The organism is Rudaea sp. 3F27F6 (assembly GCF_005503555.1).
GTDB lineage: Bacteria > Pseudomonadota > Gammaproteobacteria > Xanthomonadales > Rhodanobacteraceae > Rudaea.
Genome location: NZ_SCNG01000004.1, coordinates 226,592 through 241,558 on the forward strand (window position 1 = coordinate 226,592; position 14,967 = coordinate 241,558).

10 protein-coding genes are annotated in these 14,967 nt (G+C 62.9%); 8 read left to right on the plus strand and 2 right to left on the minus strand.

Features of this window, described 5'->3' with window-relative positions:
• Positions 1-28: 28 nt before the first annotated feature.
• Positions 29-1,843 (minus strand): DUF885 domain-containing protein, encoded by a 1,815-nt coding sequence (locus FFS30_RS16400; protein WP_171014680.1) that lies wholly within the window; start codon positions 1,841-1,843, stop codon positions 29-31.
• Positions 1,844-2,284: 441 nt separating this feature from the next.
• On the opposite strand from FFS30_RS16400, the gene FFS30_RS16405 reads away from it, so the two are divergent.
• The 3 genes from FFS30_RS16405 to FFS30_RS16415 are packed head-to-tail and all read left to right on the plus strand — an operon-like array spanning position 2,285 to position 6,933.
• Positions 2,285-4,906: an ATP-binding protein gene (locus tag FFS30_RS16405; RefSeq protein ID WP_137914259.1), complete on the plus strand. Its 2,622-nt coding sequence runs from the start codon at positions 2,285-2,287 to the stop codon at positions 4,904-4,906.
• A gap of 10 nt (positions 4,907-4,916) precedes the next feature.
• Entirely contained in the window at positions 4,917-5,312 is a 396-nt protein-coding gene (locus FFS30_RS16410) for a response regulator (RefSeq protein WP_137914260.1), read from the plus strand.
• A 1-nt stretch (position 5,313) separates the two neighbouring features.
• Positions 5,314-6,933: a diguanylate cyclase gene (locus FFS30_RS16415; RefSeq protein ID WP_137914261.1), complete on the plus strand. Its 1,620-nt coding sequence runs from the start codon at positions 5,314-5,316 to the stop codon at positions 6,931-6,933.
• 130 nt (positions 6,934-7,063) lie between these two features.
• Here FFS30_RS16415 and FFS30_RS16420 read toward each other — a convergent pair whose 3' ends face one another.
• A complete protein-coding gene (locus tag FFS30_RS16420) occupies positions 7,064-9,211 on the minus strand; it encodes an adenosylcobalamin-dependent ribonucleoside-diphosphate reductase (protein ID WP_137914262.1) in 2,148 nt (715 codons plus the stop codon).
• 938 nt (positions 9,212-10,149) lie between these two features.
• Here FFS30_RS16420 and FFS30_RS16425 point away from each other — a divergent pair.
• The 5 genes from FFS30_RS16425 (at position 10,150) to FFS30_RS16445 (ending at position 14,964) form a co-directional block, all read left to right on the plus strand.
• Positions 10,150-10,782, plus strand: a complete 633-nt coding sequence (locus FFS30_RS16425) for a DUF2239 family protein (RefSeq protein ID WP_137914263.1) — start codon at positions 10,150-10,152, stop codon at positions 10,780-10,782.
• 21 nt (positions 10,783-10,803) lie between these two features.
• The gene (locus FFS30_RS16430) at positions 10,804-11,247 is read left to right on the plus strand and encodes a DUF1330 domain-containing protein (protein ID WP_137914264.1); all 444 of its coding nucleotides are present in this window, start codon (positions 10,804-10,806) and stop codon (positions 11,245-11,247) included.
• 9 nt (positions 11,248-11,256) lie between these two features.
• Positions 11,257-12,189 carry an alpha/beta hydrolase gene (locus FFS30_RS16435; protein WP_137914265.1) on the plus strand — a complete coding sequence of 311 codons (933 nt, stop codon included), beginning with the start codon at positions 11,257-11,259 and terminating at the stop codon, positions 12,187-12,189.
• A gap of 188 nt (positions 12,190-12,377) precedes the next feature.
• Positions 12,378-13,772: a DegQ family serine endoprotease gene (locus FFS30_RS16440; RefSeq protein ID WP_137914266.1), complete on the plus strand. Its 1,395-nt coding sequence runs from the start codon at positions 12,378-12,380 to the stop codon at positions 13,770-13,772.
• A gap of 64 nt (positions 13,773-13,836) precedes the next feature.
• Positions 13,837-14,964: a substrate-binding domain-containing protein gene (locus tag FFS30_RS16445; protein WP_137914267.1), complete on the plus strand. Its 1,128-nt coding sequence runs from the start codon at positions 13,837-13,839 to the stop codon at positions 14,962-14,964.
• The last annotated feature ends 3 nt before the right edge of the window (positions 14,965-14,967 follow it).

Consider the following 14,967-nt stretch of genomic DNA (forward strand, 5'->3'; position numbering starts at 1 on the left):
CGAACGGTTAAAACCTCATCGCATCGAGTCAACAGGCAGACGCCGCGGATGCGGATGCGGATGCGGAAGCGCGCATCGTGTCGGACAGTCTGCGCAGGCGCGCATCGAGCACCGGAAACGGCACGATGCCGGCCGAGAGCACCGCGTCGTGATAGCGGCGCACGTCGAAGTCGCGGCCGACTGCAGCTTGCGTACTCCGGCGCAGATGCTTGAACTCCTCGCCGCCGCCCCAGTAACACGCGGCCAAGCCCGGGAAATCCGCGGCATAGGCCAGGGCCAAGCGCCGGCGCAGTTGCGGCCGCGTGATCGCGTCGCGCGCGAAGTATTGCTCGGCCCGGTCAAGCGTCCAGCGCTTCACATGCATGCCGGTGTCGACCACGGTACTGATCGCCATACGCCGGTCCATCAGGCGGTGAGCGTAGAGACCGAGCGCATCGTCGTCGTAGACGCCGGCTTCGACGGCGAGGCTGCGCGCGTACTCCGCCCAGCCTTCCGGATAGCCGGAGATGATGAAAGCCTTGCGATAAGGCGACAGCGCGGCGTTCGCCTGGATGCTGTCGATCTGCAAGTGATGGCCCGGCACGAGTTCGTGGTAGATCAGCGGCGACGCCCAAAACCAGGACGCGTCCTTGAGATTGCCGCCGTTGAAGAAGTAGGTACCGCGCGGCGTGGTCTCGCTGGCCGGGCCGTAGTAGCCGTTGACCATGAGCGCTTCGAGTTCCGGCGCTTCGGGCGCCACGTCGTACGGCTTCGACGGCGGGCGCAGAAAGAAGCGCGACAGATGCGGCTCGAACCGCGCGAGCGCAGCGCGGAAGCGCGCGGCGACCTCGTCGGTGTTCGCGGCTTTCCAGCGCGCGCCGTCGAGCAGTTCCTGGTGGAAGGCCTGCGCCGATCCGCTGAAGCCGAGTTTGCGCCGCATTCCGGCCAGCTCGCTGTCGATCTCGGCGACGGTCTGCAGGGCGCGTTCGTGCACTTCTTTCGGATCGTGCTGCCGAGACAGGCGCACGCCGCAGAGAAAACGGTAGTACTCCGGTCCGTCGGCGAATTGCCAGAGCCCAACCGCCGGTTTCGCCTTCGGCAGATAGCTTTGCTTGAGTGTCGCAGCCAGTTGCTGCAATGCCGGGACGACACGGCGGTCCAGGGTTTTTCCGGCACGTGCGCTGAAATCGTCGGCACGCGCGCCAGCAACGTCTTTCAGGCGTGCGCGCGCCGGCACAAAAGTCGCGGCCGGCTGGCCGAGAAGCTCGTCGAGGTAGCGCACGATGCCGACGACTTCCTCGCGCGGATAGACAATGCCGCGCGCGATCTGACCGCGCAGCTTCGCGTCGATCTGGCCGATGTAGGCCGGCGAGGCGTCGAGCAGGGCCAGGTAGCGGTCCTGTGCTTCGTTCGTCGCCAGTGACGCCGCGGCGAGGCGATCGGTCAACACGGACAACACCGACGTATACGGACCGAGCGGAAAGTCGAGCCAGTAGTAGCGATGCCAGCCGAGGCTCGCTTCGAGATCCCAGCGCAAGACGTCGGCCGTTTCGCGATCGTCGTCGCTCAGCGCCGTGGCACGTAACCGCTCCAGGCGTACTAGCCAGGCCTCGGTTCTGCGCGCGGATGCCTGCGAATAGTCGAATGACAAATCGGGCAGCGGCGCATCGGCATGTGCGTAGGGCAACCAGCCCGAGGCATTCGGCCGTGGTTGGCGCGCAGTCTCGTCGAGGATCGCGTCGAGCGTGTCGCGCGCGGGCGCAGCCGTTGGTGCGGCCGCCACCGCAGTGAACGAAGGCATCGCGCCGGCGATGCCGGCCGCAGTTAGGCTGCGCAGGAACTCGCGGCGGTTGAACACGGGCATGATCGATACTCCCCTGATTGATCTTGATTGAGCGGAAAAGCCGCGCGCGGATCGCCCCGACTCCATCGACGCCTTAACCGGCGTTCTGCGAACGAGGTCGGGCGATCCGGCTTTTTTTTATTGTTCGACGCTTGCCGGACTCCTCCTCTTCCAGTCTATCCAAGAGCCGAGGCACGAACTGTGCAGCGAGTATGAACGGGGCGGTTGCACCCTGCTAAACCGGCGGCCGAATCGCCGGATTTTTGCGGGCTGCCCGACAGCGACCTCCCGGTTAGGCCCACACAATCTCATCGGCGGCGTCGGCGCGTTGCCGCAAGCGTTATCGATTTCATTGACGGAGAGCACAAAACTTCGCACAGTTATGCCAAAGCGCTCGTGCGGATCGGTTTGCATCGAACGGCGCCCGTGAGTTCGCCATTCCGAAACCAAAGGGTATCCCGCATGGGCAGCCGTCAACCGAACGCCATCGCCGATCCCGTCGGCGGCTGGGCGTCGATTCGTCGATTCCTGTTCGATCACAGCGTGGTGCTGCTTGCGGTGCTGCTCGCCGCGATGCTGGCCGTCGCATTCTGGTACCTGCGCACCCAGCAGGAGGTCATGGTCTCCAGCCTTACCGAGGAAGGCACGCGGCTGCAGGCGGAAACCTTGGAAACGGTGCGCTCCCTCTACACCGCCGAGGTCGTCGAAAAAATCCGGGATCACGGCGTCGTCGTCACCCACGATCACCTCGACAAGGAAAACGCAATCCCGCTGCCGGCCACGCTGACGATCGAACTCGGCGAGCGCCTGAGCAAACGCAATTCGGGACTGCACGTTCGGCTGTATAGCGATTATCCGTTCCCCTGGCGCAAGGACGGAGGCGCGCGCGACGCGTTCGAACGCGAGGCGCTCACCGAACTGACGCGCTCACCCGACAAGCCGTTCTTCCGCTTCGAAGAACAGCAAGGCCAACGCGTGCTGCGTTACGCGGTCGCCGACGTCATGCAGCCGGCCTGCATCGGCTGCCACAACACGCATCCGTCGAGCCCGAAGACCGACTGGAAAGTCGGCGACGTCCGCGGCGTGCTCGAAATCACGCGTTCGATCACGCCCTCGGCTTTTGTCGCGCAGGCGGAACAGACGCGCGCGCTCGCCGCGATCGGCGGCATGGGCTTGCTGAGCCTGATCGGCCTCGGCCTGGTACTCGGCAAGCAGCGTCGGGACGCCGACATGATGCGCCAGGTGGCCGCCAACCTGTCGGCGATGGACGACGCTTCGCCGGTCGGCACCTTCGTCACCGACGCGCAGGGTTACTGCACGCACCTCAACCAGGAATCCTTGCGCATCACCGGCTATACGTCCGAGACGCAGACGAGAACGCTGTGGAGCGCGGGCGTCCATGCCGACGACCGCGAGCGCGTCGAAAGCGAGTGGCGCGACGCCGTGCAGCGCCGCGAGAACTTCGCCGCGGAATGCCGTTTCCAGCGCGGCGACGGCGCGATCACCTGGGTGAGCTGCAAGGCCGCACCGATGGTCAGCGGCGGCCGTCTGATCGGCTATGCGGGCACGCTCGAAGACATCGCGAACCGCAAACAAGTGGAGCAGATGAAGAACGAATTCGTCTCCACCGTCAGCCACGAATTGCGCACGCCGCTGACTTCGATCATGGGCGCGCTCGGGTTGCTCGCCGGCGGCGTCGGCGGCTCGCTGTCCACCGAATCGAAAACGCTCGTGGACATCGCGCACAAGAACAGCGAGCGCCTGGTTCGTCTCATCAACGACATCCTCGACATCGAAAAGATCGAATCCGGGCGCATGCATTTCGATCTGCGTCCGGTCGAATTGTCGCCGCTGGTCGAGCAGGCGATCGCCGCGAATCAGGTGTATGCGAAGCAGCTCGGCGTGACGTTCGCCTTCGACACGCAGTATCCGCATGCACGCGCCAACATCGATTCGGACCGGCTCATGCAGGTGCTGACCAATCTGATGGGCAATGCGGCCAAGTTTTCGTCGCAGGGAAGCTCCGTGGAGATTCGGCTCTCCAAAGAACAGAACATGGTGCGCTTCGAGATCACCGACCACGGGTCGGGCATTCCCGAATCGTTCCGCGACAAGATCTTTTCCAAGTTCTCGCAGGCGGATTCCTCGGACGCGCGCCAGAAAGGCGGCACCGGGCTCGGCCTGTCGATTTCCAAGGCGATCATCGAGGCGATGGGCGGCTCGATCGGCTTCAGCTCGCAGCAAGGTAAGGGCACCACGTTCTACTTCCGCCTGCCCGAGTGGACCGAAAGCGAGGCGGCAGAGCAACCCGCGGTGCCGATCTCCGACCAACGTCCGCGCATCCTCGTCGTCGAGGACGATCGCGACATCGCGACTCTGTTGACGATGATGTTGGAGCGCGCCGGCTACGCAGTCGTGTCGGCCTACAACGCCGCTTCGGCGCGGAAGCATCTCGCCGAGGGCGGCTTCGCCGCGATGACCCTCGACCTCAAGCTGCCCGATCTGGACGGCCGCGCCTTCCTCCAGGAAATCCGCGCGAATCCGATGACGCGCGATCTCGCCGTCGTCGTGGTCTCCGGTCAGCTCGGCCAGTCCCGCCAGGCCGACGGCAGCGAAACGAACTTGGTCCTCGACTGGATTGCCAAACCGATCGACGAGAACCGCCTGCTCGACGCGATGAAGCGCGGCATTCATACCGAAGCCAACGGCCGGGCACGCGTACTGCACGTCGAGGACGACGCCGATCTGCGCCACGTCGTCAGCTCGCTCTGCCGCGACGTTGCCGACTTCGATTTCGCTTCGACGTTCGAGGAAGCCGCCGGCCTGCTCTCGGCGCAGAGGTACGGTCTGGTCATTCTCGATCTGGAGTTGCCCGATCGTTCCGGCTGGGACTTGCTGCCGTTCGTCGACCGGCAAACGCCGCGGCCGGCCGTGCTCGTTTTCTCGGGGACTGAACTATCCGGCGAGGATTTGAGTCGAGTAACCGCGGCGCTGGTGAAGTCGCATGTATCCAATCTCGAATTGTTTGAAGCCGTGCGCGCGCTGACCGGACGCGTCAAACCGGATGGACCGGAAACCACTTAAGGAGGAAATCATGACCAAGAAGTCTCTTCAACGCATACTCTGCGTGGAAGACGAGGTCGACATTCAATCGATCGTGCGCATCGCCCTGGAAACCATCGGAGGCTTTGACGTCATGATCTTCGGCTCGGGCCACGACGCGCTGCGCGCCGGCCCCGCCTTTCGCCCCGACCTGATTCTGCTCGATGTGATGATGCCCGGCATCGACGGTCCCGCGACGCTCGCAGCGATGCGCGCGACCGCGGACTTCAAGGACACGCCGGTCGTCTTCATGACGGCCAAGGTTCAGGCGCACGAGATCGACCTCTATCGAAAAATGGGCGTGATGGAAGTCATCGCCAAGCCGTTCGATCCGATGACGCTGTCGGAAACGCTGCGCAAATTCTGGGCCGCACACGAAGAAGCCTAGAGTGAGCAAATCGATCAACATCGAAGAACGTCTGCGTCTGGTGCGTTCCCAGTATGCGGTGCAGCTTCCGCATAAGTTGGCGAGCCTGCGCAGCGCGTTCGAGAAGTGCGACGACAGCGAAGTTCTACGCTCGCTGCGATTCCAGGCGCACGGGCTCGCCGGCTCGGGCGCCACGTTCGGATTTCCGCGCGTATCCGAACTCGCGCGGCAGCTCGAAGCGCTGTTCTCCGAAGCGCTCGAACAGGATCGGCTCCTGCTCGAACAGGAGCAGAAGGCGGCCACATCCTTGCTTGCGGCGCTCGATCGGGCGGCGCAGAACTCCACTGCGGCCGTACCGATTCTCGCGCCGCTGCCGTCTTCCTCGCGCAGAGTCGTGTACCTGGTGGACGACGACACGGCCTCGGCGGAAGACCTCGCCAGGCAGCTCGGCTATTTCGGCTATCAGGTGAAAACCTTCGCGACGACGCGGGCTTTTTCGGAGACCGTCGCCGACCCCGCACTCGTCGCCGTGCTGATGGACGTCATGTTCTCGGAAGGCGATCTGGCCGGCACCGACGTTATCGCCGAAATGGTTGCCGCCAAGCGCTTGCGCGTCCCCGTCGTCTTCATATCGGCGCGCGGCGATCTGACCGCACGGCTCGCCGCCGCGCGCGCCGGCTGCGCCGCCTATCTCGAAAAGCCGGTCGACGTGCGCACCATGGTTGGCACGCTCGACCATCTGCTGCCTGCCACGTCGGAGCCCGAGCGCGTGCTCATCGTCGACGACACCGAAGAACTGGCCCAGCACTACGCTTACACGCTGCAGTCGGTCGGCTTGATGACGGACGTCGTGACCCATCCGACCGACGTCCTGTCGCACCTCGCCAACTTCCGTCCCGACCTCGTGCTGATGGACATGTACATGCCCGGCTGCACGGGTGCAGAACTCGCGAGTGTGATCCGCCAGTTCGAGGGATATCTCTCGGTGCCGATCGTGTTCCTTTCGACCGAGCGCGACACCAGCCGGCAGCTCAACGCGATCAAACTCGGCGGCGACGATTTCCTGACCAAGCCGATATCGCCCGAGCATCTGATCGCCTCCGTGCAATCGCGCCTCTCGCGCTACCGCGCGATGCGCATGTACATGACCAAGGACGGTCTGACCGGGGTGCTCAACCACACCGCCGTACGCGAGCGCCTCGAAGTCGAGATCGCGCGCGCGATCCGCGCGCTTCAGCCGCTTTGCTTCGCCATCATCGACCTCGACCGGTTCAAGTCGGTCAACGATACCTACGGCCACCAGACCGGCGACCGCGTCCTGCGCACGCTGACCAATCTGCTTCGGCAACGACTGCGCAAGACCGATGTGATCGGCCGGCTCGGCGGTGACGAATTCGGCGTGATCCTGCCGAACACGCAGGCGGACGAGGCGATCCGCATCTTGAACGAAGTCAGCGACGCGTTCTCCAACGTGCGCCAATATGCGGGAACGAGATATTTTTCCACGTGCTTCAGTTGCGGAATTGCGCAGTACGAGATCGGCACGACGGTCGAAGATCTGATCGAGGTGGCCGATCGCGCGCTCTATCGCGCCAAGACGGCGGGACGCGCGCGCGTGATGCCGAGCTCGGGGCACAACTGAAACATCCGCCTTGGCGCTCAAACGAAAATGCCCGGCCCGGCGAGAGAAGATTTCTCGCCGGGCCGGGCATCAAGACCGATACGAATTTCTGCGATGGATCGGAAGCGCGAGCTAATCCGATCCGAGCGCATCAGAACTTGCCGTAGTAACCCTCTTTCAGCGCATCGAACAGATTGGCGGCGGTGTGGGTCTCGCCGTCGTATTCGATCTCTTCGTTGCCCTTCGCTTCGACCACCGTGCCGTCGTCGAGCTCGAAACGGTACAACGTGTTTTCGAGGTCCGACTCTTTCACGAGCACGCCCTGGAACGCGGCCGGGTTGAAGCGGAAGGTCGTGCAGCCCTTCAAACCCTGCTTGTGCGCGTAGCGGTAGATGTCCTTGAAATCCTCGTAGGGATAATCGGTCGGCACGTTCGCCGTCTTCGAGATCGAGGAATCGACCCAACGCTGCGCGGCGGCCTGGATGTCGACATGCTCGGTCGGCGTCACTTGGTCCGCGGCGATGAAGTAGTCCGGCAGCTTGGCCTCCGCGTCGTCGGTGAACGGCATCGCCTTCGCGTTGATCAGCTCGCGGTAGGCGAGCAGCTCATAGCTGTAGACCTCGACCTTCTCCTTGCTCTTCTTGCCTTCGCGGATCACGTTGCGGCTGTAGTGATGGGCGAAGCTCGGCTCGATGCCGTTGCTCGCATTGTTTGCCAGCGACAACGAGATCGTGCCGGTCGGCGCGATCGAAGAATGGTGGGTGAAACGCGCACCGGTTTCAGCCAGTTCATTGACCAGTTCGGGCGCCACTTCGGCGACGCGCTGCATGTAGTGGCTGTACTTCGCATGCAGCACGCGGCCCGGGATTTTGTCGCCGGCCTTGTAGCCGTCGCGCACCATTTCCGGACGCTGGCGCAGCATCTTCGCCGTGACCTCGAACTCCCGCGTCATGATCGGCGCCGGGCCTTTTTCCTTGGCCAATGAAGCCGCGACTTCCCAACCGGCAATCGCCATGTCACGCGCGATCTGTTCGGTGAACTCACACGACTCCTTCGAGCCGTACTTCATCTTGAGCATCGTGATCGTCGAACCGAGGCCGAGGAAGCCCATGCCGTGACGGCGCTTCGACAGAATCTCTTCGCGCTGCTGAGCAAGCGGCAGGCCGTTGATCTCGACGACGTTGTCGAGCATGCGCGTGAACACGCGCACGACTTCCTTGTACTCGTCCCAGTCGAAACGCGCCTTCGGCCCGAACGGATCGCGCACGAAACTGGTGAGGTTGACCGAACCGAGCAGGCACGAGCCGTACGGCGGCAACGGCTGCTCGCCGCACGGATTGGTCGCGCGGATGTTCTCGCACCACCAGTTGTTGTTCATCTCGTTGACGCGGTCGATCAGGATGAAGCCCGGCTCGGCGTAGTCGTACGTCGAGGTCATGATCATGTCCCACAGATGCTTCGCGCGGATATGACCGTAAATCTTGCATGCGACCTGACCGTCCTCGCGCGTGATGTAGTTGCGCGTCGTCGGCCAGTCGCGCCAAACCACCTTGGCCGGATCGTTCAGATCGATCTCGTCCTTTTCCTTGATGTTGACCGGAAACACGAGCGGCCAATCGGCGTCGCTCTCGACCGCCTGCATGAAGCCATCGGTGATCAGCAGCGAGAGGTTGAACTGGCGCAGGCGGCCGTCCTCGCGCTTGGCGCGGACGAAATCCTTGACGTCGGGATGGCCGATCTCGAACGTGCCCATCTGCGCACCGCGACGACCGCCGGCCGAAGACACGGTGAAGCACATCTTGTCGTAGATATCCATGAAGGACATCGGACCCGAGGTGTACGCGCCCGCGCCCGACACGTACGCGCCACGCGGGCGCAGAGTCGAGAATTCATAGCCGATACCGCAGCCGGCCTTGAGGGTCAGGCCCGCTTCGTGGACTTTTTCGAGGATGCCATCCATCGAATCCTCGATCGTGCCCGAGACGGTGCAGTTGATCGTGGACGTCGCCGGCTTGTGCTCGAGCGCGCCCGCGTTGGAGGTAACGCGCCCGGCCGGAATCGCACCGCGGCGCAGCGCCCAGAGGAAGCGCTCGTACCAGTATTTCTGTTTTTCGGGATTCGCTTCCGGCTCGGCCAGCGCACGCGCGACACGTTGATAGGTGCCGTCGATGCTCGCGTCCACCGCTTCGCCCTTCTTGGACTTCAGGCGGTATTTCTTGTCCCAGATATCGTAGGAAGCCGGTTGCAGCGGGATCGTCGCTTCGCCGCGATCCAAGGCTTCAACACGTACGGTGCTCATCGTTCGTTCTCTCCCAGCTTTTTATGGTTGCGGCATCCTGCGTGGCGGCGATTGTTCTACAACTTATACGGACCGCACCGCCACGCTTTCATTGCCAAACTTCTGAGGAAAACTCCCCCTACGGCGCCTTTCCGGTCGTCCCGGCCAGGCACTCAGTTTCACTCGTTTGAATTGTCGCGTCTGTTGCCCCGTCCAGCGCCCGATGCGCTGTCTTACACTTTCGTTTCCGCCATCTCGAACCCAAGCTCTTGGGGATACTTTGCTCAAAAGTACACAAGATGTTGTGGGCCGCGAGATGAATGCAACCGTACGCCTTCACATTTTGCTTGTCAAAGGATTTTTTTAATCCCGATTAATCAATAATTTATAGCGCTCAATTGTGACAAAACACGAGCTTGATTCCGGACCGCGCGGAAACTGCGAAGGAGTTGATGTCCGCGCCCATCTCCGCGCCGCGAAAATGGCCGCTGTCAAGTTTTTTTCTGCAATGCCGACGCGCGAAAAAACTCAAACTACACAAAGAATTAAACGCGATTGCAGCGCGAGCGCCGTTGGCGCTCACTGAGTCGGAAGGTCAATGAGGCGATACGAAGTTGGACTAGAGAGCCGTCCGACGGACGCCGATCCGTTTGCAACTTGGAGCTAGACCGTTTCAGAACGACATCCACTTGACCAGGAATCGTCGCCCCACAGGTCATATCGGGTTGAGTGGTAGGTCGTCGGTTGTTGGCTCCTGCAAGACCTACACCAGCTCTCCGCATCCGCTTTCGTCACACGCCGGGCAGCTCGTCGGCCACGAGATGCCCGGCTTGAACCTGGCGGCCTGGGCTTGGGAGGCGTGGCGCGTCCGGCGAGGCGACCGATATTTACCCGGATAATATTGATTACTCATTTTGACCCGGGTAAAATTTGCATGGACTCATCACTCCTACCCCGTCATGCAGGTTGCAAGCTCCAGCTCGTACACGACTTTCGATGGCCCTCGGCGCATTGCAACGGGGTCTCTGCAGGCGAATGCTTTGGCCGCCAAGAAAGCGCTTGAAGGCACGTCGGCCGGCCCTGTTCTGATCTTCGATGACGCGACCGGCCGCTGTGTCGATGTGGATACGCGGGGAACGCACGACGAAGTCGCCGCACGCTTCGCTGCCGAAGCGCGCGCCGCGGCAGAGCCTGCTGGCGGAAATGAGGCTCTTGAAGCGGCCAGTCCGAAGGGCCGGGGTCGCCCCAAGTTGGGAGTGGTTCCGCGCGAAGTGACCCTGCTTCCCCGACATTGGGAATGGCTCGCCACGCAGCCCGGGGGCGCCTCGGTGGCCCTCAGGAAACTGGTCGAGGAAGCCCGCCGCATCGGCGCCGACAAAGACAGGCGCCGCCTGGCGCATGAGCGGGCCTATCACTTCATGCAGGCGATCGGCGGCGATCTGCCCGGCTTCGAGGAAGCCACTCGGGCGCTATTCGCCAACGACGCAAACCGGGTCGACGAGCTTCTTGCCGTTTGGCCTCGCGATGTGCGCGATCAGGTCATGCGGCTTGCATTCGATGACGAGAGTCCGAGCCTTTCTTCCGACATCTGATCGAACAGGAAAATTTTGAAGATGACATCGACCACGCAATTCGTTCGCTACCTGGAACCCACGCAGCAATCCGGCCGCGCATTCGTCATGAGAAGAATGCAGGGCAAGGTCGTCATGCTGAACCTGCTGCGCTTGCGCGAGACCGCCGACTATTCCGGGAATCCGGAGTTGGCGCCGGAAAACCCCATCAGCGGCGCAGAAGCATTCGATCGCTATATCCAGCACACGCTGCCGTTTCTGCGTGAAAGCGGAGGAGACCTCCTGTTCCTCGGCTCAGGAGGCCCGCTTTTGATCGGCCCCGAAAACGAGCGGTGGGATCTCGCGATGATGGTCGAGCAAAGCAGCGCCGATTCCTTCCTCGCTTTTGCCGACAACGCGGAGTATCTCGCCGGCATCGGCCATAGAACGGCGGCAATTGAAGACGCGCGCCTGCTTCCGCTGACCCAAATCGAAGCGGCGGGCTGAAGAGAAAAAATGAAATTTCTGAAAGCCAACGGCATCCACATCGGCTACGACAGCTTAGGCAACGAAAACGACGAGGCCATCCTGCTCATTTCGGGTCTTGGCGCCCAGATGATCCGCTGGACCACACCGTTCTGCGAAAGCCTGGCGGATGAAGGTTTTCGCGTCGTCCGCTTCGACAATCGGGACGCGGGCCTGTCGACGCATTTCACGGACTCGCCCGTGCCGGATTTTTCCGCCTTGGCTAACGCCGTTGCGGCTGGGCGCAGGCCGGATGTGCCTTACACGCTCGATGACATGGCGGCAGATGCGATAGGACTGCTGGATGCCTTGTCCATCGATCGGGCGCACGTGGTCGGGCGGTCGATGGGCGGCATGATCGCGCAATTGATGGCGAGCGATTACCCGCAGCGCGTATTGTCGCTGACGTCGATCATGTCCAGCACGGGCAATCCCGATCTGCCTTCTGCCGCGCCCGATGTCATGGCAATGCTGACGAAGCGCGCGCCCGATCCCATCGAAGACGAAAACGGATTCGTCGCGCACGGCCTTGCGTTTGCAAAGCGCATTGCCGGTCATGGCTTCGGCTTTGACGAAGAAGCGCATCGGGCCATCGTTTTGCAAGAACTCCGCCGCGCTTACGACCCGGCCGGTTTCGCCCGGCAGATCGGCGCCATCGCCGCGACCGGCGACATCCGGTCGCGATTGGCCCACATCCTTGCGCCGACCTTGGTCGTGCATGGCGCGGATGATCCATTGATACTCCCGGCATGCGGCAAGGACACGGCAGCATCCATCCGAGGTGCGGAATTTCTGCTTATCGACGGCATGGGCCATGATTTGCCGATTGCGCTCTATCCGACGCTCGTGAAGGCGATCTGCCGGAACATGAGCCGGCAGAGCCGCGAAAGTGTCGGCACCGGCGGAATTCGCCCAAGTCCTTGATAAAATTGCTGTATCGAACCTCGGCACAGTACAGCCAAGTTCGGTCCCGGAATCATCGTGAAATGAAAAAAGGAACGCGCGGTTAAGTTTGCGGTCTGTCAAGCCGCTCGATAATTGAAAAACGCGGCTACCCGGACCGCAGCCGCGTCATCCCGCGATCAACGACGAACGCCAGCACGAAGGAAACCATGCGCCCATTCTTTTCCCCCGCACGCCGCAACGCGACCGCCCTCGCCCTGCTCCTGGGCTTCGCCGGCCTGAACAGCATCACGGCCGCATATGCCGCCCTGCCCGTCGCCGTCGACGGTCAGCCGCTGCCATCGCTCGCGCCGATGCTCGAGCGCGTCGTGCCGGCGGTCGTCAACATCAACTCGAAGACGCATGTACGGGTCAACAATCCGTTCATGAACGATCCGTTCTTCCGCCAATTCTTCGGCATGCAGAACATGCCGCGTGAACGCGTCGAACAGTCGCTCGGCTCGGGTGTGATCATCGATGCGAGCAAGGGCTACGTGCTGACCAACAACCATGTGATCGACGGCGCCGACGACATCTCCGTGACCCTGCACGACGGCCGCACGCTCAAGGCCAAGCTGATCGGTAGCGACCGCGATACCGACATCGCGGTGATCCAGATCCCCGCCGAGAATCTGACCGCGCTGAATCTCATGGACTCCGCGCAACTGCGCGTCGGCGACTTCGTCGTCGCTCTCGGCAATCCGTTCGGCGTCGGCCAAACCGCGACCTCGGGCATCGTCTCCGGTCTCAACCGCACCGGCCTGCGCGGCCTTGGCATCCAGAACTTTATCCAGACCGACGCCTCGATCAACCCGGGCAATTCGGGCGGCGCGCTGGTCAATCTCAAAGGCGAGCTGGTCGGCATCAACTCGGCAATCTTTTCGCCTTCGGGCGGCAACGTCGGCATCGGTTTCGCGATTCCGTCGAACCTTGCCAGCAATGTGATGAACCAGATCATCACCACGGGCAGCGTGCGCCACGGCTCGCTCGGCGCGCAGGTGCAAAGCGTCACTCCGGAAATCGCGCGCATGCTCGGCGTCAAGGAAGATCAGCAAGGCGCGGTGGTCACCCAGGTCCGCGACGACTCGCCCGCGGCGAACGCGGGCCTGCAGTCGGGCGATGTCATCGTCGCAGCGAATGGCCGCCCGGTACAGAACGAAAGCGATCTCTACAATGCCGAAGGCCTCGCCGCGATCGGCTCGACGATCGACCTCAAACTGCTACGCGACGGCAAGCCGGTGACGGTAAACGCACGCATCGAGGCCGAAAAAGTCGCGTCGAGCGAAGGCGCGAAGCTCGACGCACGGCTCACCGGCGCGACCCTGGCCGACGTGAGCGACCGCGCGCGCGCCGACGGCAAGAGCGGCGTCAGCGTGGTCAGCGTCGCAGCGGGCAGCCGCGCCGCGCAGATCGGCCTCAAGGCCGGCGATGTGATCTTCGGCATCGGCAATCGGCGCATCGGCACGCTGGCCGATTTCACCCAGCTCATGAAACGCGTACAGCGTCTGCAGGTTCAGCTCGCGGTCGTACGCGGAGGCGATACCTTCTTGGTCACCTTGCAATAATGCATCGTTCGCGAAACTTGGGCGATAATGCGCACCTGTTCCCGAATCCGCAGATAGCCGCAAAGTGAAAAACGCACATAAATATACTTTCACCGTTCTTGCCTGCGCTCTCGGCGTAGCCCTCGGTTTCGGCATTGCCTCGCCCGCCGCGGCCCAGGCTCCAGCCGCGGCGAAGCCTGCGGCCAAGCCGGCAGCGAAGAAGGCCGCTCCGGTCGCGGCCAAGGCCAAGGCGCCTCCGGGCATCATCTGGCGCGGCGACCGCGCGACCGAACGCGGCTTCGTCGCCGACCTCGCCAAGCAGTACGAGCTGTCGCGGCTCGGCAAGGTGACGATGCAGCCGTTCAGCACGATCTCGGGCATCGACGCGGTCAACGACGGCACCGCCGACGTCGCCGGCAGCGCCCGTCCGGCCATGCCGGGGCGCGCCGAGGAAACGAATCTCACGTTCTACCCGGTTGCCTGGGAAGCGATGGTGCCGATCACCTCGCCGAAGAATCCGACCGACAGCGTCACCCTCAAGCAGCTTTACGACATCTATCTCGGCCAGGTGAAGAACTGGAAGGACCTCGGCGGACCGGACTCCGAGATCAATCTCTACGCGATCGCCGCGCCGCTCGACGGCGTCGATTACGTGCTGCGCAAATACATCTACAACAAGGGCGACCAGGCAATCGCAGCACCGCGCGTGTACATGAACACGATGAAGCTCGAAGAAGGCGTGACCATCGACCCGCGCGGCCTCGGCTTCACCACGTTGTCATCGGTCTACGGCAATCCGAAGATCAAGGTGCTCAAGGTCGAAGGCGTGCCGGCGACCTCGGCGACGATCAAGGACGGCAGCTATCCGCTGTATGCGCCGCTGTATCTGGCCCTGCGCAAGGACAGCAAGAATTTCGAAGCGGCCGAGAAGTTCGTCAATTACGCGAGCTCGGATGCGGGCAAGGCGATCATTCGCAAGCATCAGCTCGTGCCGATCGACGACGCGCCGGCACTGACGGCCGAACTCGACAAGAACTCGGTCTGGGTCGCCGAGCGCGCCCAAGGCAAGGGTGAAGCGCGGCCGGTATCGGCGCCCGTCGCGACGGCCGACTATCTCATACGCACCCAGCCGAACTCGGTCGAGGCGCAGGAAGCCAAGCAGCGCGCGGCCGAAGCGCTGGCGCAGAAGAAGGCTGCGGCGAGCAAGCCGTAAGGC